This window comes from Roseobacter sp. HKCCA0882 (assembly GCF_037805225.1).
GTDB lineage: Bacteria > Pseudomonadota > Alphaproteobacteria > Rhodobacterales > Rhodobacteraceae > M30B80.
The window spans coordinates 446,389-467,893 of sequence record NZ_JBBLYI010000001.1 but is presented as its reverse complement, the minus strand read 5'-3'; the positions used below and the strand labels follow the sequence as shown (position 1 = coordinate 467,893).

General features: G+C 51.8%; 21 protein-coding genes. 3 read left to right on the top strand and 18 right to left on the bottom strand.

Annotated features, from left to right (window positions below; translation table 11 throughout):
- Nucleotides 1-76 precede the first annotated feature (76 nt).
- Nucleotides 77-1,453: an 8-oxoguanine deaminase gene (locus tag AAC622_RS02435; protein WP_340260120.1), complete on the top strand. Its 1,377-nt coding sequence runs from the start codon at nucleotides 77-79 to the stop codon at nucleotides 1,451-1,453.
- Here AAC622_RS02435 and AAC622_RS02430 read toward each other — a convergent pair.
- Together AAC622_RS02430 and AAC622_RS02425 are read right to left on the bottom strand one after the other, a co-directional pair.
- Nucleotides 1,450-2,454 (bottom strand): Gfo/Idh/MocA family oxidoreductase, encoded by a 1,005-nt coding sequence (locus tag AAC622_RS02430; protein WP_340260119.1) that lies wholly within the window; start codon nucleotides 2,452-2,454, stop codon nucleotides 1,450-1,452. The genes AAC622_RS02435 and AAC622_RS02430 overlap by 4 nt on opposite strands.
- A gap of 98 nt (nucleotides 2,455-2,552) precedes the next feature.
- Nucleotides 2,553-3,836, bottom strand: coding sequence for a DEAD/DEAH box helicase (locus AAC622_RS02425; RefSeq protein WP_340260118.1), 1,284 nt, complete (start codon nucleotides 3,834-3,836; stop codon nucleotides 2,553-2,555).
- Nucleotides 3,837-4,206: 370 nt separating this feature from the next.
- On the opposite strand from AAC622_RS02425, the gene AAC622_RS02420 reads away from it, so the two are divergent.
- The gene (locus tag AAC622_RS02420; protein ID WP_340260117.1) at nucleotides 4,207-5,091 is read left to right on the top strand and encodes a DMT family transporter; all 885 of its coding nucleotides are present in this window, start codon (nucleotides 4,207-4,209) and stop codon (nucleotides 5,089-5,091) included.
- A 2-nt stretch (nucleotides 5,092-5,093) separates the two neighbouring features.
- Here the strand turns inward: AAC622_RS02420 and AAC622_RS02415 are convergent, their stop codons facing one another.
- From AAC622_RS02415 to AAC622_RS02400, 4 genes are all read right to left on the bottom strand, one after another.
- A complete protein-coding gene (locus AAC622_RS02415) occupies nucleotides 5,094-6,257 on the bottom strand; it encodes an NADH:flavin oxidoreductase/NADH oxidase (protein WP_340260116.1) in 1,164 nt (387 codons plus the stop codon).
- A 124-nt stretch (nucleotides 6,258-6,381) separates the two neighbouring features.
- Nucleotides 6,382-7,359, bottom strand: a complete 978-nt coding sequence (locus AAC622_RS02410) for a 2-dehydropantoate 2-reductase (RefSeq protein WP_340260115.1) — start codon at nucleotides 7,357-7,359, stop codon at nucleotides 6,382-6,384.
- A gap of 10 nt (nucleotides 7,360-7,369) precedes the next feature.
- Nucleotides 7,370-8,881, bottom strand: a complete 1,512-nt coding sequence (locus AAC622_RS02405) for an AMP-binding protein (RefSeq protein WP_340260114.1) — start codon at nucleotides 8,879-8,881, stop codon at nucleotides 7,370-7,372.
- A 133-nt stretch (nucleotides 8,882-9,014) separates the two neighbouring features.
- Nucleotides 9,015-9,221, bottom strand: coding sequence for a hypothetical protein (locus AAC622_RS02400; RefSeq protein ID WP_340245311.1), 207 nt, complete (start codon nucleotides 9,219-9,221; stop codon nucleotides 9,015-9,017).
- 341 nt (nucleotides 9,222-9,562) lie between these two features.
- Here AAC622_RS02400 and AAC622_RS02395 point away from each other — a divergent pair, with 341 nt between their 5' ends.
- Nucleotides 9,563-10,129: a hypothetical protein gene (locus AAC622_RS02395; protein ID WP_340260113.1), complete on the top strand. Its 567-nt coding sequence runs from the start codon at nucleotides 9,563-9,565 to the stop codon at nucleotides 10,127-10,129.
- Between the two features lie 10 nt (nucleotides 10,130-10,139).
- On the opposite strand, the gene AAC622_RS02390 is transcribed toward AAC622_RS02395, so the two are convergent.
- The 12 genes from AAC622_RS02390 to AAC622_RS02335 form a co-directional block, all read right to left on the bottom strand.
- Nucleotides 10,140-10,562, bottom strand: a complete 423-nt coding sequence (locus tag AAC622_RS02390) for a CBS domain-containing protein (protein ID WP_340255191.1) — start codon at nucleotides 10,560-10,562, stop codon at nucleotides 10,140-10,142.
- A gap of 248 nt (nucleotides 10,563-10,810) precedes the next feature.
- Complete coding sequence (locus tag AAC622_RS02385) at nucleotides 10,811-11,503, bottom strand: RraA family protein (protein WP_340260112.1); 693 nt, start codon at nucleotides 11,501-11,503, stop codon at nucleotides 10,811-10,813.
- Nucleotides 11,503-12,195: an alpha/beta fold hydrolase gene (locus AAC622_RS02380; protein WP_340260111.1), complete on the bottom strand. Its 693-nt coding sequence runs from the start codon at nucleotides 12,193-12,195 to the stop codon at nucleotides 11,503-11,505. The genes AAC622_RS02385 and AAC622_RS02380 overlap by 1 nt, the downstream gene beginning before the upstream one ends.
- A complete protein-coding gene (locus AAC622_RS02375; protein WP_340260110.1) occupies nucleotides 12,195-13,325 on the bottom strand; it encodes a cobalamin-independent methionine synthase II family protein in 1,131 nt (376 codons plus the stop codon). The genes AAC622_RS02380 and AAC622_RS02375 overlap by 1 nt, the downstream gene beginning before the upstream one ends.
- A gap of 27 nt (nucleotides 13,326-13,352) precedes the next feature.
- The gene (locus AAC622_RS02370) at nucleotides 13,353-14,318 is read right to left on the bottom strand and encodes a cupin domain-containing protein (RefSeq protein ID WP_340260109.1); all 966 of its coding nucleotides are present in this window, start codon (nucleotides 14,316-14,318) and stop codon (nucleotides 13,353-13,355) included.
- Between the two features lie 48 nt (nucleotides 14,319-14,366).
- Nucleotides 14,367-15,344, bottom strand: coding sequence for a nuclear transport factor 2 family protein (locus AAC622_RS02365; protein ID WP_340260108.1), 978 nt, complete (start codon nucleotides 15,342-15,344; stop codon nucleotides 14,367-14,369).
- Entirely contained in the window at nucleotides 15,341-16,360 is a 1,020-nt protein-coding gene (locus tag AAC622_RS02360; protein ID WP_445322590.1) for a LacI family DNA-binding transcriptional regulator, read from the bottom strand. Before AAC622_RS02360 ends, AAC622_RS02365 begins: the two co-directional genes overlap by 4 nt.
- Nucleotides 16,360-17,124 carry an SDR family NAD(P)-dependent oxidoreductase gene (locus AAC622_RS02355; protein ID WP_340260107.1) on the bottom strand — a complete coding sequence of 255 codons (765 nt, stop codon included), beginning with the start codon at nucleotides 17,122-17,124 and terminating at the stop codon, nucleotides 16,360-16,362. The genes AAC622_RS02360 and AAC622_RS02355 overlap by 1 nt, the downstream gene beginning before the upstream one ends.
- Complete coding sequence (locus AAC622_RS02350) at nucleotides 17,121-18,164, bottom strand: ester cyclase (RefSeq protein WP_340260106.1); 1,044 nt, start codon at nucleotides 18,162-18,164, stop codon at nucleotides 17,121-17,123. Before AAC622_RS02350 ends, AAC622_RS02355 begins: the two co-directional genes overlap by 4 nt.
- 39 nt (nucleotides 18,165-18,203) lie before the next feature.
- Nucleotides 18,204-19,532: a histidinol dehydrogenase gene (gene hisD, locus AAC622_RS02345; protein WP_340260105.1), complete on the bottom strand. Its 1,329-nt coding sequence runs from the start codon at nucleotides 19,530-19,532 to the stop codon at nucleotides 18,204-18,206.
- Between the two features lie 58 nt (nucleotides 19,533-19,590).
- Nucleotides 19,591-20,472, bottom strand: a complete 882-nt coding sequence (locus tag AAC622_RS02340) for a carbohydrate ABC transporter permease (RefSeq protein ID WP_340255156.1) — start codon at nucleotides 20,470-20,472, stop codon at nucleotides 19,591-19,593.
- The gene (locus AAC622_RS02335; protein ID WP_340260104.1) at nucleotides 20,472-21,497 is read right to left on the bottom strand and encodes a carbohydrate ABC transporter permease; all 1,026 of its coding nucleotides are present in this window, start codon (nucleotides 21,495-21,497) and stop codon (nucleotides 20,472-20,474) included. The genes AAC622_RS02340 and AAC622_RS02335 overlap by 1 nt, the downstream gene beginning before the upstream one ends.
- Nucleotides 21,498-21,505 lie beyond the last annotated feature (8 nt).

The following is a 21,505-nucleotide window of genomic DNA, read 5'->3' as shown; positions in this document are numbered from 1 at the left end:
CAGCCAAAACGCTTAACTTGCACGCAAATGCCCGTATATGATGCAGACTTGCAGGATAACCAACAGGACGGCTCCCATGGCGCAAGAGACGCTTTTGATCAAACACGCAGATCTTCTGTGCACGATGGAGGCGCGCCCTGATGCGCCCTATGGCGATGAGATAACCGATGGTGCGCTGTTCGCACGCGGCGGGGTGATCGAGACGGTTGGAAAAACCGCGGATTTACCGCAAAGCGCAGATCGCGTGATTGATATGCGCGGTCATGTGGTGATCCCCGGGATGGTGAACACCCATCACCATATGTTCCAAAACCTCACCCGCGCCGTGCCTGCGGCGCAAAACGCACCGCTTTTTGGTTGGTTGCAGACCCTTTACCCCATCTGGTGCAATATTGGGCCAGATCATATTTATTGGTCAGGGGCCTTGGCCATGGCGGAATTGGCGATGACGGGCTGCACAACCTCCTCCGACCATCTGTATCTCTATCCCAATGGCGCGCGGCTTGAAGATAGCTTTGCCGCTGCCGAAGATATTGGTTTACGCTTTCACGGCACACGCGGCTCGATGAGCATTGGCGAAAGCAAAGGGGGGCTTCCCCCAGATCGTCTAACCGAAGCCGAACCCGCCATTCTGGCCGATTGCCAACGCCTTATCGAATCCCATCATGACGCCAGCCGCTATGCGATGCGGCGGGTGGCTTTGGCCCCGTGTTCGCCTTTCTCCGTCAGCATGGATTTGATGCGCGAAACCGCCACTATGGCGCGCAGCTACGGGGTCGGGATGCACACGCATCTGGCCGAGAATGTCGAGGATATCGACTATAGCCTTGCGACCTTTGGGATGCGCCCCGGTGAATATATCGAGGCGGTTGGTTGGACAGGCCACGATGTTTGGCACGCCCATTGCGTTCAATTGGATGAGGGCGAGATCAACCTCTTTGCACGAACAGGCACGGGCATTGCGCATTGCCCCTGCTCGAATATGCGGTTGGCCAGTGGCATTGCACCCGTCCGTCACTGTCTGGATGCAGGGGTTAAGGTGGGGCTTGGGGTTGATGGCTCGGCCTCCAATGACAGCGGCCACATGCTCAATGAGGCGCGCCAAGCCATGCTGCTGCAGCGCGTTATGAAAGGGGGCGATGCGATGACCGCGCGCGAGGCTTTGGCGGTGGCAACCCGTGGCGGCGCGTCTGTTCTAGGCCGCGATGATATTGGAGTGCTTGCCAAGGGCTATGCCGCCGATCTTGCTGCCTTTGATACACGCGGCATCGATTTTGCAGGCGCGCAATGGGATCTCCTTGCAGGTCTGTTGTTCTGCGGCTCGGGCAAGACCAATTACACCATCATCAATGGCAAGGTCATTGTTGAAGAGGGGCAGTTGGTCAGCATGGATATGACCAAACTCTTGGCAAATCACGCGGCCATGACCCGCGATTTGATGGAACGGACCTAAGCGTAAAAGGCGGGTTTTTTGATCATTTCAACCCGCTCTTTGACGCCTGAGTGCAAGGCACGCACACCTGTATCCGCAACAAGGGCGGCGGCATAGCCATCCCATATGCTGGCAGCCGCTTCTGGCAAAATACCCGTTTGCACAAATCCCATGAAATCTCGATTTTGGGCGACATAGGCATCATGGTAATGTCCGCGCCAATCCTCGTCATAGCGGATCGCCGAACTCAGTCGCGTATCAAGGCGGGAATGCGCCACTTTGTTGGTTGAGATACTGCCAAGCTCGCCGACCAATTCTGCGCGCACATCATATCCGTAGGCGGCGTTGTTGTTGACCTCGACTGTGATCAATTGATCATCATCGGTTTCCAGAACCATCACCACGGGCGCCACAACATCATCGCTGCGCTTAGGCTGATGGGCGGTGATCGTGGTCACCTCCACCCCCAAAAGATACCGCGCGATGTCAAACTCATGCGGCGCGGAATTGGTAATCGCCATGGCCCCCGTGAAACTGGGATAAGGCGTGGCGAGGTTGCGGTGAAAGTTATGCATCATCAAAGCCCGCCCCAACACACCTTTGGCAAGGGCTTCGCGCATATCAAAATAGGCACGATCATAGCGGCGCATGAAGCCAACCATGATATGGTGCGCCCCTGTCGCCTGTTCGGCGGCCATCACATCCAAACATTCGTCAATCTTTTGGCTTAGGGGCTTTTCACACAAAACCCGCTTGCCGCGTGCAATCAGCGTCTTGGTGTAAGGTGCATGAGTAAAATCGGGCGAGGCGATAATCACCGCATCAATATCTTCGCGCAACAGCGCGGCTTCGGGGTCATCTGTGCAATCAACCGCACTTGTCGCATCGGCCACGGCGCGCGCCCGCGCGCCATCCATGTCGCAGACAAGTTGCAAACAGGCATGCGGCACATCTTGGGCGATGATCTTTGCATGATCCGCCCCCATCACGCCTGCGCCAATGACCGCCACACGCACCACCATCTTATCCCCTCCCACGAAACACCGTGGTGCCTTTGCTAAACCCCGAAGGACGGTGGTGCAAAGAAAAAAGGGGGCGCATGGCCCCCTTTTTTTTAAGATTATGCTGCCTTTTGGCGTGGCCCGCGGGCGGGTTTGCCACGGCGGCGATGACGCGGTTTGCCATCCGCCGCGCCATGCCCTGCATTGGCCTTTGGCTTAAAGCCACGGCGAGGGCCGTCGCGATGTGGGCGACCGCCACCTTGCTCGGCCCCCTCGGGCGCGCTGCCGCTGGCCACGGGGATTTCGAGTTTCATCAGCTTTTGCACTTGGCGCAGCAAATCCATTTCATCAGCGGCGCAAAAGGCAATTGCCTCTCCCTCGCGCCCTGCGCGGGCCGTGCGGCCAATACGATGGACGTAATTCTCAGGCACATCTGGCAAATCATAATTGACCACATAAGCCACACCTGGGATATCGATGCCACGGGCCGCAACATCGGTTGCGACCAACACAGTGATCTCACCTGCGCGGAATTGTTTGATGGCACGATCGCGCTGTCCTTGGCTTTTGTTGCCGTGGATCGATGCGGCCTTATAGCCATCCTCAACCAAGCCTTTCATCAGCTTTTCCGCACCATGTTTTGTGCGCGCAAAAACAAGCGTCAGCGCGTCCAAATCGCGGCTCAGGATTTCGCGCAGTTTGGCAGGTTTATCGCTCTTAGAGACAAAATGCACCGACTGCGTGATCTTATCTGCCGCTTTTCCTGGAGGCGAAACTTGAACACGGCGGGGGTTGTTCAAATAGGCGCTCGACAATTCTTCCATCTGCTTAGGCATGGTGGCCGAGAACAGCATGGTTTGACGCGGGGTTGCCAAATGCGGCGCGATTTGACGCAGCGCATGGATAAAGCCCAGATCAAGCATTTGATCGGCCTCGTCCAAAACCAGATGGCGCGTTTGGCTGAGATCAACCGCGCGGCGATTGAGCAGGTCAATCAAGCGACCGGGTGTGGCCACCAAAATATCAGTGCCGCGCGCAAGAAGGTTGATCTGCTTGGGGATCGATTGCCCCCCCACCACAGAATGAACCCGCAACTTGGACCCTGCCGTCAGAGGCTTGAGGCTGTCTGCGATTTGGTTCACCAATTCACGCGTTGGCGCAAGCACCAATGCCTTGACGGTTTTTGGTTCAGGCTTGCCCTGCTTGCCCAACAAATGGTTGATCAGCGGCAAACCGAAGGCCAGCGTCTTGCCTGTGCCTGTTTGCGCCAGACCCATAATATCGTGCCCTTCCAAGGCCAAAGGAATGGCTTGGTTCTGGATCGGGGTGGGTTCGGACAAGTTTGCGGCTTTCAACGCCGCGTTCAACGTGGGCTCAAGTCCCAGCATATCAAAATCAAACAAAGAGATATCCTTTTCACAAAGCCCTATGCAAAGCGCGCACAAAGCCGTTTGGCCGCCAAATGATAGGCAGCCGTTTCGGGTTCACAACGACATTGGCCTTCCCGCCACCCTATCGCCGTATCAGGAACCCTGCGTGTTGGGATACTGAGTGGTGATGCCCCGCTCGGCCCGTCTGTCGGGCACAACTCTCTCACGCGATCACGCGGGAACAGGCCTTGCTCCTCGTGTATCTGAGATGAGAAGTCAAGCGGTGATTGGCGCATAGCCGCAATGCAACCCACCCCTTGCATTTGGGCCACAATCCGCGCGATGGTCGGGCTGCGCAGTTTCCGCGCGCAAAACCCCTTTGCAATGATGGATGACCCCGCCAATGACCCTTCCCCTCACAGGTCTTTTCGCCGCTCTAGCGACTGTCACGATATGGGCCCTGTTTCTGGTCGGCACGCGGTTTGCCGTCAGCACGAATTTTACAGTAGAGGAGGTCTTGCTTCTACGCCTTGGCACAGGATTTTTGATCACGATCCCACTTATGCTGAAATTAGGTGTGGTCCCGTACGGCCAAAGCGTGACAGGCGCAATCATGCTGGGACTTGGGGCTAGTGCGCTCTTTCCCTACATAATCTCAATGGGTTTGTTCTTTGCGCCAGCCTCGGATGCGGGGGTCTTGGCACCAGGAATGCTACCATTTTGGACGGCTATCGTCATGGTGTTTATGACGGGAGAGCGTCCTTCAAGGCCGCGTTATATCGGCTTAATTGTAATCTTTATCGGCGCTTTAATGGTGGGACTTTGGCAAGTCATACATAGCAGCGTAGATGGCGCATGGCGCGGACATATCCTATTTTTATCTGGCTCTTTCCTGTGGGCAATTTATGCAGTCTATTTCAAACAAAGCGGGTTCACGCCTCTGCATGGTTTGGTGATTGGGCTATTCTGGGGAACCCTCGCCGTGGCGCCATTCCTGGCCCTCTCAGGGAATGTCAGTTTTGCGGGAGTAAGTCTGCAGGACTTTCTCGTCATGGCTGTACTTCAGGGTGTTTTGATCGCTGTTTTGGCATTGGTTCTCTACTCTATCGCCGTGCGCCAATTGGGGGCTGCGCAAACCGCTGCCTTTGGCGCATTGACGCCCGTTCTCGCCTTGATCGGAGGTGCGCTGTTTCTGGGCGAGACTGTTACCCTGATCAAATTGATCGGTGTGATCTTGGTGGCTGCAGGCGTGGTGTTGGCATCGGGCCTGTTTGACCGCAGGGCTTGAAGTCACCCCGCCTGATACTGTCCAAGCTCGGCACGGCGCACAATGGCCCACCGATATTGCTCAGGCCAGAGCGAAAACGCATCCGCCTCGCCAAGGGCCTCGGCGGCGTGAAGGGGCCAAAACGGATCATGCATCAATTCCCGCCCCAAGGCGATGAAACTGGCGCGCCCCTCTTGCAGGATATCCTCGGCCTGCTGCCCATCCACAATCCGTCCAACCGCCATGGCAGCAATACCTGCTTCGCGCTCCATCGCCTCGGCATAGGGCACCTGAAATCCCAAAGGTCGCTGTCCGCCTGCAGGTAAAGGCCGCCCATCATCACTGGCGCGGAAGGCAGGCGCGCCCGCAATCCCACCTGATGAGCAATCAATCACATCAACCCCAATCGCCTTAAGCGCCTTGGCCAGCGTGACGGAATCCTCAAGCGACCACCCCCCTGTATCCACTGCGGAGATACGGAAAAACAGGGGAAGATCCTCAGGCCAAACCGCGCGCACCGCGCGGCTGACCTCCAAGGCAAAGCGCATCCGCCCCTCAAGATCCCCACCATAGGCATCATTGCGCTGATTGGTAGTGGGCGACAAAAAGCTATGGATCAAATACCCATGTGCGCCATGAATTTCGATCACCTTGAACCCTGCGGCAAGCGCGCGTTTTGCGGCATCGGCAAAGGCCGCGATCAGGCCCACGATCTCATCCACACTCAACGCTTTGGGGCTTGGCCACCCATCAGCCAAAGGCAGCCCAGAAGGCGCAACAGTTTGCCACCCCCCCTCGCCCCATGTTGTGTCATCGGGGGCAACAGGCTTACCGCCGTCCCATGGAGGGGTACTACTGGCTTTTCGCCCTGCATGGGCCAACTGGATCGCAGGCACCGCGCCCATCTCAGTGATGAACCGAGTGATAGGTTTGAACGCCTCCACCTGCGCATCGTTCCAAATTCCTAAACATTTGGCCGTGATCCGTCCGCGCGGCTCGACCGCGGTCGCCTCAGTAAAGACCAATCCCACCCCGCCACGCGCAAACGCAGACAGGTGGGACGCGTGAAAATCAGAGGCCAAGCCTTTCTTTGCGGAGTACATACACAGCGGCGAGAGCACAATACGATTGCGAAAGGTGAGGCCGCGCACAGTCACGGGTGAAAATAATTTGCTCTCAAAGGGCATAGCAGACCGCCTATGATAAAAATGAATGAAATTGTCAGCACGAAAACGAACTTCTATCGTATCTACCTACTCGTTGGATATCCAACAATCGAAATTAAAAGAAAATCTGCGCCCGACTGAAAGGTCAGTTGTAAAGCCCAGCACTGCGGGCTCTTAGTCGGATCAGAGCCAGCACCGTATCGATGGTTGGGGTGGGTATACCGGTAACCTTTCCCAGTTCTTGCACCGATGAAACTAAGGCATCGATTTCCATAGGACGGCCCAGGTCTAAGTCTTGCAACATGGAGGTCCTGTGTGCGCCTACTGCGGCGCCGCCATCGATACGACGATCAACATCAATTGGAAACTTTACACCAAGCGCCTCTGCGATTTGTTGCGCCTCGAGCATCATGTTTCGGGCAACCTCTCTAGTCCCTGCGTCCGTGCATAACACATCCAAAGTAGCATGAGTGAGCGCTGAAATGGGGTTAAATGACAGATTACCCCAAAGTTTAACCCAAATCTCGTCTCGCAACTTTGGGCGTACCGGAGCCTTTAACCCCGCCTCGGACAAAGCAGCCGATAATGCCATGGCGCGCTCTGACTTAGACCCGTCAGGTTCTCCTAAGGAAAATCGGTTACCCTCAATGTGTTTAATCACACCTGGCTCAACAACTTCAGCGGCAGGGTAAACAACGCACCCCAACACGCTATCTGGCCCAAACGCATCCCATTGGGCATCTCCAGGATCCACGGACGCAAGACGCGTGCCTTCTAGAGGCCCACCAATCTTGTGAAAGTACCACCACGGCACACCATTAACGCCTGATACAACCGTAGTTCCATCCCCAATAAGCGGGGCCATCTTGGATACGACTGGAGGTACAGAATGTGCTTTAAGCGTGACAACAACATAATCTTGGACCCCTAGCTCCTCGGGGTTTTCAGACGCGTTAACCTCTAGGGTTGTTTTGCCGCTCTCCTCGATCAGAGTTAGCCCGTTCTGTTGCATGGCTTTCAAATGTGGACCACGCGCTACCAGGCTGACGTTAGCTCCAACTCGAGCTAACTTTACCGCCATATAGCCACCAATTGCGCCTGCACCAAAAATACAAATTTTCAAAGAAATACCTCTATGCAAGACCCAGTTTTTCAGCCAACCCGATACGTTGAAGTTTACCGGTGGCACCTTTTGGGATTTCATCCAAGATAAGAACTGTGCGCGGGACCTTAAATGCTGCTAAGCGCGCAGCTAAAAACTCACGGATCTCAGCATCGGTGGCAACTTGCCCTTCCTTCAACACGACAGCTGCGCCAACCTCCTCACCCAACTTTTCGTGCGGGATAGCAAATGTAACGCATTGGGCTACGCTGGGATGATCCGACAATATGCCGTCTACTTCTAATGGACTGATTTTCTCGCCACCTCGGTTGATGATTTCCTTCAAACGGCCAGTGAGGCTCAGATAACCGTCTTCGTCGAACATGCCCTGATCACCGGTACGAAACCAACGCTTTCCTTCTGCATCAAAAAAGTTCTTTTCATTAGCTTCTGGGTTTGCTTCGTAGCCAGGCGTTACATTTGGCCCTGAAATGGTCACTTCACCAAGGCCATCAATCAAACGATTTTCTGTTTCGTGTGCAATGCGGACCTCCGGCCCTGCTGGCAACCCTACAGCGCCTGGTTTCTGTCGACCTAGTTCAATTGGGTTACAGCACATTTGGTGGGCAGCCTCGGTCATACCGTAAGCCTCTACAACTGGCGCGCCAAAAGTTTCGGCAAGCTGTATCATTACTGGACCTGGCAGAGATGACGACGAAGAACGCAAGAAACGTAGGCGAGACTTCTCAATAATGGCCTGGTTACGAGGGGCTCGTGCGAGAATTGCTTGGTGCATCGTCGGCACCGCCGTATACCAGGACGGATCGACCTCTTCGAGCCAACTATAAAACTTTAATGCATCAAATCCTGGCGCGCAGCTGATTGACGAGCCAGCGGCGAGAGACGCGCTAACAGCAGCAACTAGGCCGTGAATGTGAAATAGCGGCATAACATTCAGACAGCAGTCATCTTCGGTCAGCTCCAAAGACTTCATGATGTTTTGAGCAGATGCGACAACATTTGATTGAAGTAACGGCACAATTTTAGGCCGTGATGTCGTTCCGGAGGTGTGAAGGATGAGAGCAATGTCATCAGCGCCTGGAACGGCCGCTTTGGCTTCGCCCGTCACATTCGCTGAGAGAGTGAAATTACCCGCAGGTTCTAATGATGTTAACTCAAAAACGATCATGTCAAACCGTTCTGCCACGGCAAGCGCAGGACCATCATATCCAGCTGCAACAACAAGCGCGCGCGCTTTTAAATCTTCGAGATAGAACTCAAATTCTTCCTCGCGATACGCAGGGTTCAAAGGAGCTGTAGTAGCGGATTGAGCAATGGTCACAAACGCCGCTGCCATTTCTGGCCCATTAGGAAGCACAATAGCCACACGATCAGACGATCCGATGCCCGCTTTTCTCAGCGAACTATTCACATCTTGTGATAATTTTCTGAGACCGTCATATGTAATCCATCCACGGCCTGGCGCACCTATTGCGCGTGAGGTTCCAGAATGACCCGATATCAGATCCGATAACGTCTTCATATTACTCTTCCCTTGCTTGATACTTATGCCCATGCCGCGACGATTGTCGAAAGCTGTGAAGACAAAGCCTTAGGATAGAGCCAATGGGTCTGGGATATGGCACCATCATTGATGATAAAGTTTAACAACTAAGCTAGAATCCGTTCCATGCAGAACGCGTCAAAGATTGGCCTTTCAAAGACGCATAAAGTGCCCGACCGGTTTCGGTCACACTGATCTGATTACCCTGTCGTTCAAGCCACTGCTTACTTATACCAAAGACCTCTGGATCCATTTCTTTTCCAGATGTGAGCTGACTACAGAACTGCAAAACTAAAGCTGCTTCATCATTAGAAAACATGCGAAATACCTCCCCGTACCGAGAATGTATTACATTGTTTTAATTTGGCAAAATGAATACTTTCATATACTTTTGTATACTGTACGGCTAAAAATAATGCGCCATAAAGTGGGTCGAATCTGAACGGTGATGAAGCAGAAAATTATCTATACCCATGGCTAGCGCAATCGCCTTAAAGGCGACAAGCACAACGTGTGGGTTGCCTGATACTGAATGAAATTCTCATTGCTTAATTTGACCCCGCAACACTGAAATAGCTAATACTTATGCGGCAATCCGTGGGCTTGTACGCAATAAGCCCCGCTGATTTAGTGCTTAAGAATTATAGAAAGACCTATCCCATGAATAAACGTTACCTTTTCGCAGGCATGGCAGTTCTCAGCACACTCGCGGCAGGTGCGTATATCGTTGAAGCACAGATGATGACCCGGCATGACCGGCTTCATGTGCAGCACGGTGGCCATGGCATGGGTCATGACGAACATACTATGCCAGGACTTCGAGGAGCTAACACGACAGCCACCGAGACCGCCGAGATGCAAACCTTATTTCGTAACTTCACATTAATTGAGCGTGAGGTGAGCAATCTAGAAAACGGCATATATACGGTAACAACCACCAGTGACCCTGATACATTCAATGCTCTGGTAAGCCATGTCACGGGCATGATTGCACGTGTTGAAGCGAAGGATGACCCACAAGTCATTATTCAAAGCCCAACGCTGGATGTTTTCTTTATGCGCGGTGAGAATATAGATACTGAAATCGAAGTCATCGAAAACGGCATTGCGGTGACCCAAACATCAAACGATCCAGAGCTGGTATCGGCGTTACATCGCCATGCCGCTGAGGTAAGCGACATGGTGGATCGTGGGATGCAAGCTGTGCATGAACGGATGATAAATTGATCTGCAATGATCAAGAATTGATGAACGCCCTCATAGCTTCAGCCTCATCCTGATACTTCTCAAGCGTACGGTTCATCACATCTTTATTTGAGACTACACCCACCAGCTTCCCGTCGTCTAAAATTGGCAGGTGGCGGCAATTATGATCTGCCATCACTTGCATCATCTCTGATGACAGAGCCTTTGTGGTTACCGTAGCAACTTTTTTGGTCATGATGTCCTGCGCAATCCAACCACTAAGGTCTTGCTCAGTTGCAAGGTGTCTCACAATGTCACGCTCGGAAATAATGCCCTGCACTTTACCAGAGCCATTTTCGACGACAACGGCACCAATATTATGCTCTGCCAATAACGTGATGATTTCCGACAGTGTAGCCTTAGGGCCCACTGTATAGCATGGGCGTGCGATAAGGCTTTTCATAAACGGCGTCATGTCATCCCTCCCAAGAACTACAATCGACTCGCCTTAAAATTGTATCTTGGGCGCGTAGGAACGCAATAGTCATGACTAAACCATTCCAGCAGTAGCTCCATAGTTGCCTCTCACCCACCATGAGGGCAGTAATTATGAAGTAAGAAACCTCAGCTAAGCTTAGATTTGAGACATTCGGAAAAAGTGGTTGCGAGGGCAGGATTAAGCCTATGTCGAACTCAAATTCACCCACGAGACCTTTGACGCATTCAAACGCGCGATTTTTCAAATGCTGCCCATGCTTCTTCAAAAGCAGCAAAGTCAAAATTTTCACCGCGTGCTGGGCCTAATATTAATTGTTCCGTCTCCTGCATTTTTTTGATGGCAGCGCTGAGTAAATTAATCACTTCTGTTGGAATAACCACTGCACCGTGGCGATCAGCATGCACCAGATCACCAGGGGACACTGATAAGCCCATTACGCATACAGGCGCATTAACACTGCGGACATGGACGAAACCATGGCTGGGTCCAATGCTACCCGCTATCACGGGGAAATCAGGCGCTAAATCGCCCAAGTCTCTCATCACGCCATTCGTCAAGGCACCCGACATGCCAAAGCCCTTGTGAATAGTCGTGTTAACTTCTCCCCAGTACGCTCCGATCGATTGAGGATAGTCTAAATCTTCCACAACCGCGATCGATGGCTTTGGGGCTTCTGACATCGCTTTGTAATAGGCCATGCGCCGAGCACGAATAATCTCGGGGCTTTCTTTTGGCGGCTCTAATGCCGCAATTTGAGCGGTCACCGCATAACCAACAATTACGCCTTTAGGATCACTTACGCTCATTGTGCCACGGGTAAATGCGTTGAAGCCCCGTCTCCCCTGCGCCACTTCTATCGCGTTGCATACAGTTGGGGTGTCGACAGAGCGCAAAAGAGTAAGAAGATCTTGATCCATTATACCTCCAACCAGCGTCGCAAAGCGGCTGTTGTTTCCTCAGGTTTTTCTAAACTTGGTAAATGCCCAGCCTGCTCGATTATCGAAAATGTACTGTTTGACAACATATCATGCATAGCCTGATGGCGTTCCACAGGACAAAGCACATCATGTCGACCGCACAATACAAGCGACCGACCTTTATAATGACTTAATGTCCGCGACTGATCGATACGGTCACGCAATGCGATAGATTGATCGCAAAAGACATCAGGCCCTAAGGCCAATGCCATATCCATGCAAAGATCCATCAACCCAGATTTTTCTGGCGCATCGTATAGATAATTCGGCTTCATCTCGTCTCGCATGACCGCCTCGAGGTGACCAGCACGCGCCTTTTGCATTTGTGGCGCCCGACGCAATTTGACGCTCTCGATCTCTGCGAATGGGTTTGTATCGAGCAGCGCTAAATGCGTAACCCTTTCTGGCGCTTGGCGAACGACCTCCATTGCGACAATGCCACCCATAGAGAGCCCTGCCAATGCAAACCGTGCTGGTGCAGCGTGCAAGACGTTTGAGGCTAACTTTTCTATTGTATCCGCCCTAATCAACGGACTGACCATGACAGGCAGATGCGCGGAAAGAGATGCCATTTGGGGTGCAAACAGCCGCGCATCACACATCATGCCTGGCAGAAATAAAAGGGGCGTCACTAAGTGCCTCCAACGCGCGCCGCGCCTTCCGCAAGAGAGGCAAGTTTGGCATAGGCAATTGCTGGATCAACCGCGCCAAACCCCGCAAACGTGCCGAAACCACAATCACTTCCCGCAATTACTCGATCGTGACCTACGATATCGACAAATCTCTGGATCCGTTGCGCGACAAGTTCAGGATGCTCTACAAAATTCGTGGTCGTATCAACGACACCTGGCACTAGGATCTTATCATCAGGGATATCTGCTTTGCGCTCTTTGAACACAGCCCATTCATGGCCGTGACGTGGGTTCGAAGTTTCAAACAAAACGTAACCCGCTTTGGTGCTCATTAATGTATCGAACATCTTTGACATTGGTATGTCACAGCAATGCGGGCCTTCATAATTCCCCCAACAAATATGAACACGCACCTTCTCTTGCGGGATATCTGCAAGCGCATGATTCAATGCTTCAACGTGCATATGTGCAATCTTTATGAACGCGTCATCTGAAAGGTCGTTGAACAACATGTGACGGCTTAAGGCCAAATCGGGACAATCAAGCTGCAGATCAAGACCCGAAGCCACAATTGTCTCATATTCCGCTTTCATTGCATCTGCCAAAGCAGCCAAATAAGCTTCACGGGTTTTGTAAAACGAATTTTGCAAAAAGAGCGAGATTACCCCAGGGCTTGCTGCGTTCATGAACCCACGCTCGACGCCAGCCTCAGCCATTGCTGCTTTTAAATTTTCAATGTCCTTTTCCAGCTCACCTTGCCCTTTCGAACGCACTTCTCCAGTACACATGGGCCGTGCGTATTTCGGCGTGCCACCTTCGTTGGCCAATCTCTCAAGGAAACTAGGAAACATCTTAAGATCAGCCGGCGCGTTCCGAGGGCTATCGCCTGAGAAGCCCGTGTAACGATCCTTCACATAGGTGGCATAAGAAATCTTTGAGGTTTCGCCATCTGATACGATATCAACACCCGCAGCTTTTTGCTTAGCAACTGTCTCGGCCACCGCTTTTTTCATAGCGGCATCGAAAGCCTCTGTATCGTAGGCTTCTTCTCGCTCACGTGCGAAAATAAAATCAACGACTTCTTGGGTGCGTGGCAAACTGCCAACATGAGTGGTGAGAATACATGCCATTTGTTATCCTTTCACATCCGTCAGACTTCAAGCTTTCCAAGTAAGCCCTGCGGGATCGTCAGTTGCCACAATGTGATACAGGGCTGCTTCACCCGTCATAGAAGGCACAGCACTATGGGCAAGGTTTTCGGGAACCGACATTGTATCGCCAGGCGCCAAAACGCTGCTTCCACCATCCCAATCCACCCGCCAATGCCCTTTGACCGGCATCAAAACTGATGGACGATCATGCGTATGTTTATTGGCGGTCGCCGATGCACGTGTCACAAAATCTACTTCAAAACCGGGTTTGTCTTTTAACAATCCAGTCTGGCCAATCACTTTGCATGGCTTGCGATCAGCGTAGGCAACCATATCCCAGTATCGCGCCACATGGTTCGGCAGCACTTCTGCCGTTGTGGGTTCGAGACGTTTAGCAAGCTCCTCTTCACTCATGAGCGGCATAGGTTTGACACCTTCGGGGAGTTGCTCACCTTTTTTGGTGTCATATAGCTTGCCAGTTTCAGCTAAAATCAACCCATGAGCAGCCGCATCTTCAATGACCTGTGGTGCCCACATGACACCGCCCCCAGCGTCATCCCCCCCAAGGATAGCCATGATCATGCCATAATCAGTACCAATATTCTCAAATCCACGAAAAATACCTGTTGGGATGTTGAAAATATCCCCCTTTTCCAAAGTTACTTCGCCTGCCGTGCCATAACGTCCCCAAAAAAACCGCCAGCGACCAGAAAGCACAAAAAACGCTTCAGCAGTGCGATGGTCATGTAAAGAATTGCGACATTTAGGGGGTTGCCCCGCCGCCCCAATATTAAATCCGTGAGGAAGGCTAATATGGACATGTTGGTCAGGGCTTTCAGAGACACCCCCCCCAATGATTGTGAAGTTTTCCTTTTGATCACTGCCTGGCGTATGCGCATCAATAAATGCGGTTTTACAGGGCTTTAGATCGCCGTAACGGACAATCCGATTTTCCATTTCTTGGGGTGTCATAGAAACTATCCTTCACATGGTCGTTAACGATTGATGCCAGTTGCAACGCTATTCAGCCGCACCTGCTCCAATCAAAATCTGTTTCCAAATCGCGGTCTCATCGAACAGAGTAAATTCACGGCGAATGCCGCGCGGCCCAAATTCCGCATGACTGATCCCCATCACATAGACATCAGTCCCAGTTGGTGCGCCGAATGCACCCCAACCGTCATGTTTTCCGTGTAGGCTCCAACGAATAGCAGCACGCGGTGGCATCAATGGATCATAGCGGCCGATTTGATGTTCAATCGAGAACTGCGCGTTTGGAAAAGCAGCGCGTAGACCCATCCAAAACTCATCCACGGCAGGATAGGAATGACCTGTTACGCCACCTGGATATTCTGTTTGAATAGCCCGGTCATACTCTCTTGGAATGACCGCCATGTCAGCGAACATAATTTTATTGAGCACATCTGCATAGCGCTCACCCCATTCATTGTCATTACCCCGCCCTTGATACGGGCCCGCGACATCTATTTTCGGCACAAAAGGCAACGTAGCCTTTACCACACCGCCTTCGCGAGAAATTTGATCACGGGCATAGTCTCTAGGGTCCCATCCCATTTGACGAACAATTGCGCCCTGATCGCGGATCAGCCACTCATCGTTAATTTTATTATTGATAGCATGACAGTCTGCAATGATGCGGTAGGTGAGCTTGGTGCCAGATGCCTTGCCGTAGATGCCACTACCAAGATGCGTGGCGGTCGACAGAATGCGATGCGAAGAAAGCATTCCCGTTTCTGGTGCACCAGACCAAATGACATCTTCGCCAAGCAATTGACGATCTGGAAATTCTGCCAAAGTGGCCATCGTGGCCCCAATCACACCATCATTGCCCACCACGACAGAGGCGGGACTACGCACAACGATATCCTCCGCGTAGTATTCGTGAAGGGTCGCAATACCACGGCCTTCCCAAATTTCTTTGGTTATTCCCAAGATATAGTCGGGGAAATCTGCAAACTTTGGATCAAAGCCCTTCATTTTTTATCTCCTGGAGGAAGGCGGGCAGAACCCCGCACAACAAGCGGGCCATCAATGGCCACTTTACGCGCGGGTGTTGTTGGACGCTCTATACGCGACAGCATCATCTTGACTGTCTCTTCCACCATTCGGTTGGCAGGTTGGCGTACAGTCGTCAGGTTATAGCTGGGCCAAGCGGAAATCGTGACGTCGTCATAACCCACTACAGAAACATCATCAGGGATACGAAGCCCCAATTCATAGCGAAGCACGTCCATCACAGCGAAGGCCATATGATCATTGGCAACGAATACGGCATCCGGGCGGTCTTCTTTGTCAAACAAAGAGCGCGCGGCCGCTTGAGCTTGGTCGGCATGGAAGTTACCCGCAGCTCGTGAATGCAGGGTCATATTTGCTTCTGCCAACCCTTGCATAAAGCCTGCTTCACGATCTCGCTGCGTAGACGCACCATCCCATCCAGCGATATGCGCAATCTTCTTGTGCCCCCCTGCGACTAAGAACTCTGCAAGCTTTCGACCACCTGCAGCATTGTCAGAGGCGACCCCCGATAACATCTCATCGTCCTGCAAGCGGTTGAACAAAACCACCGGCACACCGATGGCCTCGCAACGCGCCGTCAAGTCTGAAGACATTGCAACTGAGGCCAGAATGATCCCATCAACTTGGTAATCAAGCAGCTCATCCATGACGCTGTTGATATTATCCGCACTGTTGGATGCCATAAAAATAAGAACGTGATACCCTTTTGCCTGAAGGGCATTCGAGAGTTTTTCCAAGGCTTCTGGATAAAACTGATTTTCGAGATAAGCGACCACTAGGCCAATGATCCGCGAGCGCCCCGTGATCATCGCACGTGCTAGAATGTTTGGGCGATATCCCAAATCAGACGCTGCCTTGCGGACTTTAGCTGCCGTTTTCTCAGAAACGGAGGCTCCAGGTGTGAACACCCGTGATACCGCACTTTGAGACACACCAGCTCGCGCGGCAACTTGAAGGGATGTGACTTTATCCACCATCAGTCAGCCGTCCAACCTCCATCTACCATCAACGAGCTTCCGGTAATCAAAGCAGCTGCTTCAGATGCGAGAAACACAACCGCTCCCATCACATCCTCGACTTCCCCCGGGCGGCCTAATTTTATCTTCTCTTTGATCCAAGCTGCCCGTTCTGGGTTGTCAAATGTGGTTTGCGTAAGTGGGGTGAGAATAAATGTCGGACAAATTGTATTAACCCGAATTTGCTTAGGGCCCCATTCGATCGCCATTGCTTTCGTAAAGCCTTCGACTGCGTGTTTCGTCGCACAATAAGCTGCACGATCTACACCACCCACATGCGCCATCTGGCTAGAAATGTTCATAAGCGAACCTGGCTTGCCAGCATCGATCAAGCCTTGCGCCACAGCGCGGGTCAGAAAATAGGCGCCTTTGATATTCAATGCGCTCACTGCATCGAAATCAGCCGCCGTAGTTTCCAAGGCAGGTCCATGTCGCGCGAGGCCTGCAGAGTTGACTAGGATTTCAAAGGGACCAGAAGATGCAACATCACGTCCGCTGCGTTCGATATCGGCAACATCCATTACCATCGCTTTGGCAGCCCAGCCTTTCGTAGCCATTTGTTCGACAATTTCTTGCAGTTTATCGCCACTTCTTGCAGCGACGGTCACCTCTGCTCCTGCCTCGGCCAGAGCAACCGCGGCCGCCAGGCCAATACCGGACGACGCCCCAGTCACCAGTGCACGCTTACCATCCAATCGAAACGAAGGCGTCTGAGGTAAGATCATGCATTCCTCCAATCTAAGTGTGGTAACCTCTGCAAAACTCTTGTCTTGTTGAATTCGCGCATTCTTGCGAGCACATCGACGCCAAGCTGTTGATAGGCATCTAACAAATCAACCAACACCCAGTTTTCGCGGATCAATCCCTGTTCTAAACGCCAAAAGTCGAGACTTCGAAGAAGAATTTCTTGACCTGTAGGCGCAATGCCCATCCATCCATCACCGCTCACACTCAACCGCATATTAGGCCAGCCTGTTTCACAGACATATTCTCCTTCACCGATCCAATGAGACATCAAATCACCTAAAGCATCGAGCTTACGATCAGGCATTCCGCGCAAAAACGGCCCCTGGTGCCAGTTTCTGAAACCTGCAATACTCCGCGCAGTTCCAATGCCTGCAGGGCCATACCAATTCATTTTAGGATGCCAATAGTCATGCAGCCGCATTATTGCGGGGTCTGGATTACTAGGGTAGCGACAAAGATCTGTGAGCATAGCAATCACGTGATCTAATGCCGCCTCTCCGTCCCCAGAAATTGTCAATCCATCGCCTGACATGGGAGCAGGTGTTGTGATGAGTGCGCCCAATTGTGGCGCCATCGGCCAGGCCCGCGCTTGCATCATCAACTCTGGAATGTCCCAGATTGCCTGAACCTCAATGATTTCATCACCGTTGTAGCGATAAAATTCATGATACCGCATGTGGACTATGTGGCCTGTTGGCGGAACATCCAAAAACGGGGCTATAAAAGTACCCGAATAATTCCCCATTGCACCGAGCCAGTCTTGTCCTTCTGGCGTGGTGCCCGCAATTACAATCATGTCGCGCCGCTCAAGATCAGGCAAAGCATCCAATAATGGAGCATAAGCCTGATCAAAAAATTCGGTGCCGCCATAGATCTCACCAAATGGATGGCACATCAGAAATCGTGCTGTAGGGGCAAAATCCACTAATGCGGCTCGAAGCCCATCACGCGAGCAATCCTGCTGCGCGGCAATAAAGGAAGCAAATGCCTCCTTTATTTGACCCGCACGCTCAGACATAATCTTGCCTCTCATAACGGGCTTTATGTCGGGTCGATATCACTCAGCAGCCTCACGATGAGGCGCACCTTCGCCATAAGGGACGTTTATGCCACCATAACGGCGCACACGCACATTACATTGCTCGGCATGGCCTACAAAACCCTCCAACATGCAGAGACGCGAGCCATATTCACCTATCATCGTGGCGGCTTCATCCGTCAAAACCCTCTGATAACTATGCGTTTTGAGGAACTTTCCAACCCAAAGGCCACCTGTATAACGACCCGCTTTCTTCGTGGGCAATGTGTGATTGGTGCCAATCACTTTATCGCCATTTGCAACATTCGTGCGGGCGCCCAGAAACAAGGCACCATAGCATGTCATGTTTTCAAGGAACCAGTCATCCCTGTCCGTCATGACCTGCACATGCTCCGAGGCAATGTCATCCGCTACAGTGAGCATTTCCTCGTAGGTATCGCATAGGATGACCTCGCCGTAATCCTCCCAACTCGTTCGGGCTGTGTCCGCGGTAGGAAGGATAGAGAGAAGGCGATCAATTTCTGATAATGTGTCTTGTGCGAGCTTACGTGAGTTCGTCAAAAGAACGGCAGGCGAGTTGTATCCATGTTCGGCCTGACCCAACAAATCGGTAGCGCAAAGTTCGCCATCGACAGTGTCATCAGCAATTACCATGGTCTCTGTGGGACCTGCGAAAAGATCAATGCCAACGCGGCCGTAGAGCTGACGTTTCGCCTCTGCCACATATGCATTACCAGGGCCAACCAACATGTGGACAGGCTCAATTGTCTCGGTCCCAAGTGCCATTGCACCGACCGCCTGGATGCCCCCCAGAACACAGATTTCATGGGCACCCCCAAGATGCATTGCCGCAATAACGGCTGGGTTAGGTTTTCCTTGCCATGGTGGGGTGCAAGCAACAATCCGTGGCACACCCGCCACTTTTGCAGTTGCGACTGACATGTGCGCTGAAGCCACCATTGGGAATTTGCCACCTGGCACATAGCAACCAACTGACTGGACAGGAATATTCTTGTGACCAAGTATCACGCCTGGAAGGGTTTCAACTTCGATATCTTGCATTGATGCCCGCTGAGCCTCGGCAAATTTAACGACCTGCTCTTGTGCGAATTTGATGTCCGCTAGTTCCCGCGGAGACAGCTCTGCGATTAAGCTCTCAATCTCGGCCAAGGACAAACAGTAACTTTGCGGAGAATACCCATCAAACTTTTCAGACAGTTCCCTGACAGCTGCATCACCGCGCGCCTCAATATCAGCGAGGATCGCTTCGACGGCGGCGCGCGTCTTTGCATCATCATCTGCACGTTCAGTGGCGGGCTTGCCTGATTTGAGATATTCAATCGTCATCTTCTTTTCCCTTGTTCGCTTCTGCGGCTGCTTTCTTGTTGCAAGATCAATATTGTGGTCACCCTTTAACCGCCCCAGCAGTCAAACCAGACACAATCTGACGCTGGAAAAACATCACGAGAATGAACAACGGAGCAGTCGCGGACACCACGGCAGCAACTGCGAACATTACATTGCCCTCAGTGTAAGTGGTCCCCAAAAATGCGGCAATTTCTGGAACCATTGTTCGATTGCTTTCACTCAGCAACATCGAGGTTACTGCAAAGTCATTGTACGCAAGTAGAAAGCTGAAAAGCCCAGTTGTGATTACTCCCGGCCACATAACCGGCACAATCACCCAACGGAACGCTTGAAACTGTGTGCAACCATCGACTTTAGCACTTTCGTCCAATTCTTTGGGGATATTTTGAAAAAATGAATGGAGCATCCACAACGTAAACGGTTGGTTTATAGCGACCAAAACAATGATGGTGGTTGGCAGAATACCCCAGACATTCCACTCAAAAAATGGCAGCAGATAGCCAGAAACAAGTGTAATTGGCGGCATTGCGCGAAAGATCAATGCAATAATCAAAAGCCAAAACGTATAGCGGAAAGCTGAGCGTGAAAGTGCATATCCGCCTAAAGTACCGATCGTGAGAGATGTGCAAACGACAAAGAAGCAGACAATGCCTGTGTTTATTACGGCACGCCAAAATTCTTCTTGCACCCAAGCACCATGATAACCCACGCCAGTAAACGGTGATCCATATGTCCGCTCGGTGTTGTAACCGGTTAGCGCGTTCGTCCAATCAGCAATAGAAAAGAAATCAAGCTCAACTTTAAATGAGCCCCATAGCGTCCAAACAAACGGAAATGCGGCTAGTATGAGCCAAAACACAATAAACCCGTTGGTCAACAAACGTAGTGAAAATGGTGCGCGTAACGTTTTTGAGGCCATTACATTTTCCCCTTAAAGTCGCGCCAGGTGCGAACCAAAACAGGAGAGAGCAAAATCGCAACACCAAGAATAGTCATGACAGACGTGGCCGCAGCCGCAGAAAGTTGGCGCGTTTCGCCTCCAAGATCATTAAAAATAATCCAGCTTAAACTTGTCGCATGAGCTGAGGCGTTGAACCCAACAATCGGCTCAAACACTCTAAAATTATCCATCAATTGAATGAGGGCGACAAACGTCACTAATGGCATGAGATGTGGAACAACAATGTAACGCACCTGCTGCCATCGAGAAGCGCCATCGATTTGCGCAGCTTCGATTTGATCCTCGGGCAACGTCTGGAGGCCCGCGTAAAACACTACAAATGCAAAAGGTGCAGAATGCCAAATGCCATATACGATGAGAGAAATCCACATTAGCCCGGTGGAGGCTTTCACAGATAAATCTGGGTCACTGACCAACCAGCTCAGAAAATTGCCTAAAACGCCACGATTGTCGATCATCCAAAACATGATCAACGAACCCACCAAAGGAGTCACAATCATTGGCAAAAGGGAGAAAAATATAACAACGCCCTTCAGCGTCTGCGCCAAGGTGTTGACTGCCAACGCAATCGCCATGCCAAGGATGATCAGCAATGGGGTAACAGTGAATGTGTAGGTCAACGTGAAAGCCATTGCGCGATAAAATGGCAAATCACCTAACTCGGGGAAAAACGCAGTCAGACCATTACTTGTGCGCCAGGCTTCTGCTACTTCTGCGGTGGCAAAATGACCGCGATTGAAATAGATGTCCAAGCCAACAAATCGCCCCAACGGTTTTGCCTCGCGCAGGGCGCGCGTAGCTTCCTGATCAATCGTTGTTTCTTCAGTGCAACTGAACGGCGTGCATGTCTGCGCAGTAATTAAAACGGGCTCATGCGGCGCAAACACTGACTGCAAAACGACGGATACAATCGGCGCTGCGATAAAAAGCAGCATCGCCAAGCCTGTGGGCAAAAAGAACCAAAAGAAAGTGCGATGTTTCATCGAAAAGG